Consider the following 806-nt stretch of genomic DNA (forward strand, 5'->3'; position numbering starts at 1 on the left):
AGCGGCGGCGACGCCAAGCCGAGCAGCTCGGCGGCCAGCGGCGGGTCGGGCGACAAGCAGAAATTCGCTATTATTTTCAAAAATACAGGCAACCCTTACGGCGAGAAGCAAATGGAAGGCTTCAAGAAGGCGATTGAGGAGAACGGGGACGAAGCGATTCTGAAGGCTCCGGACCAGCCGACGGCCGAAGCGCAGATCCAGATGATCGAAGAGCTGATCTCCCAGAAGGTGGATTCCATCGCGATCGTCGCCAACGATCCGGACGCTCTTCAACCGGCTCTCCAGAAGGCCATGAAGGCTGGCATCAAGGTACTGTCGCTCGACTCCGCGGTTAATGCCGACAGCCGCATGGTTCACATCAACCAGGCGGATCCGGAGCGCATCGGCCGCACGCTGATCCAAGGCGTATCCGAGATGATCGGCGGAGAAGGCGAGATCGCCATCCTGAGCGCGACTTCGCAAGCGACGAACCAGAACACGTGGATCGAGTGGATGAAGAAGGAGCTCGAAGACGGCAAGTATGCCAAGATCAAGTTGGTTAAGGTCGCTTACGGCGACGACCTGCGCGACAAGAGCGTATCCGAGACCGAAGCTCTGCTGAAGTCGTACCCGAACCTGAAGGGCATCATCGCTCCGACGACGGTCGGCATCGCGGCCGCGGGCAAGGTTCTGACGGACAAAGGCCTGAAGGGCAAGGTTCAACTGACGGGCCTCGGCCTGCCTAGCGAGATGGCGGAATACATCGAGAGCGGCGTCAGCCCCTGGATGTACCTGTGGAACCCGATCGATGTCGGCTACCTGGCCGG

General features: G+C 60.0%; 1 protein-coding gene. It reads left to right on the forward strand.

Annotated features, from left to right (window positions below; translation table 11 throughout):
• The coding region (locus H7B67_RS30610; protein WP_185123712.1) for a rhamnose ABC transporter substrate-binding protein at positions 1-806 on the forward strand (806 nt) is incomplete at both ends.

The organism is Cohnella thailandensis (genome assembly GCF_014212135.1).
GTDB classification, from domain to species: Bacteria; Bacillota; Bacilli; order Paenibacillales; family Paenibacillaceae; genus Cohnella; species Cohnella thailandensis.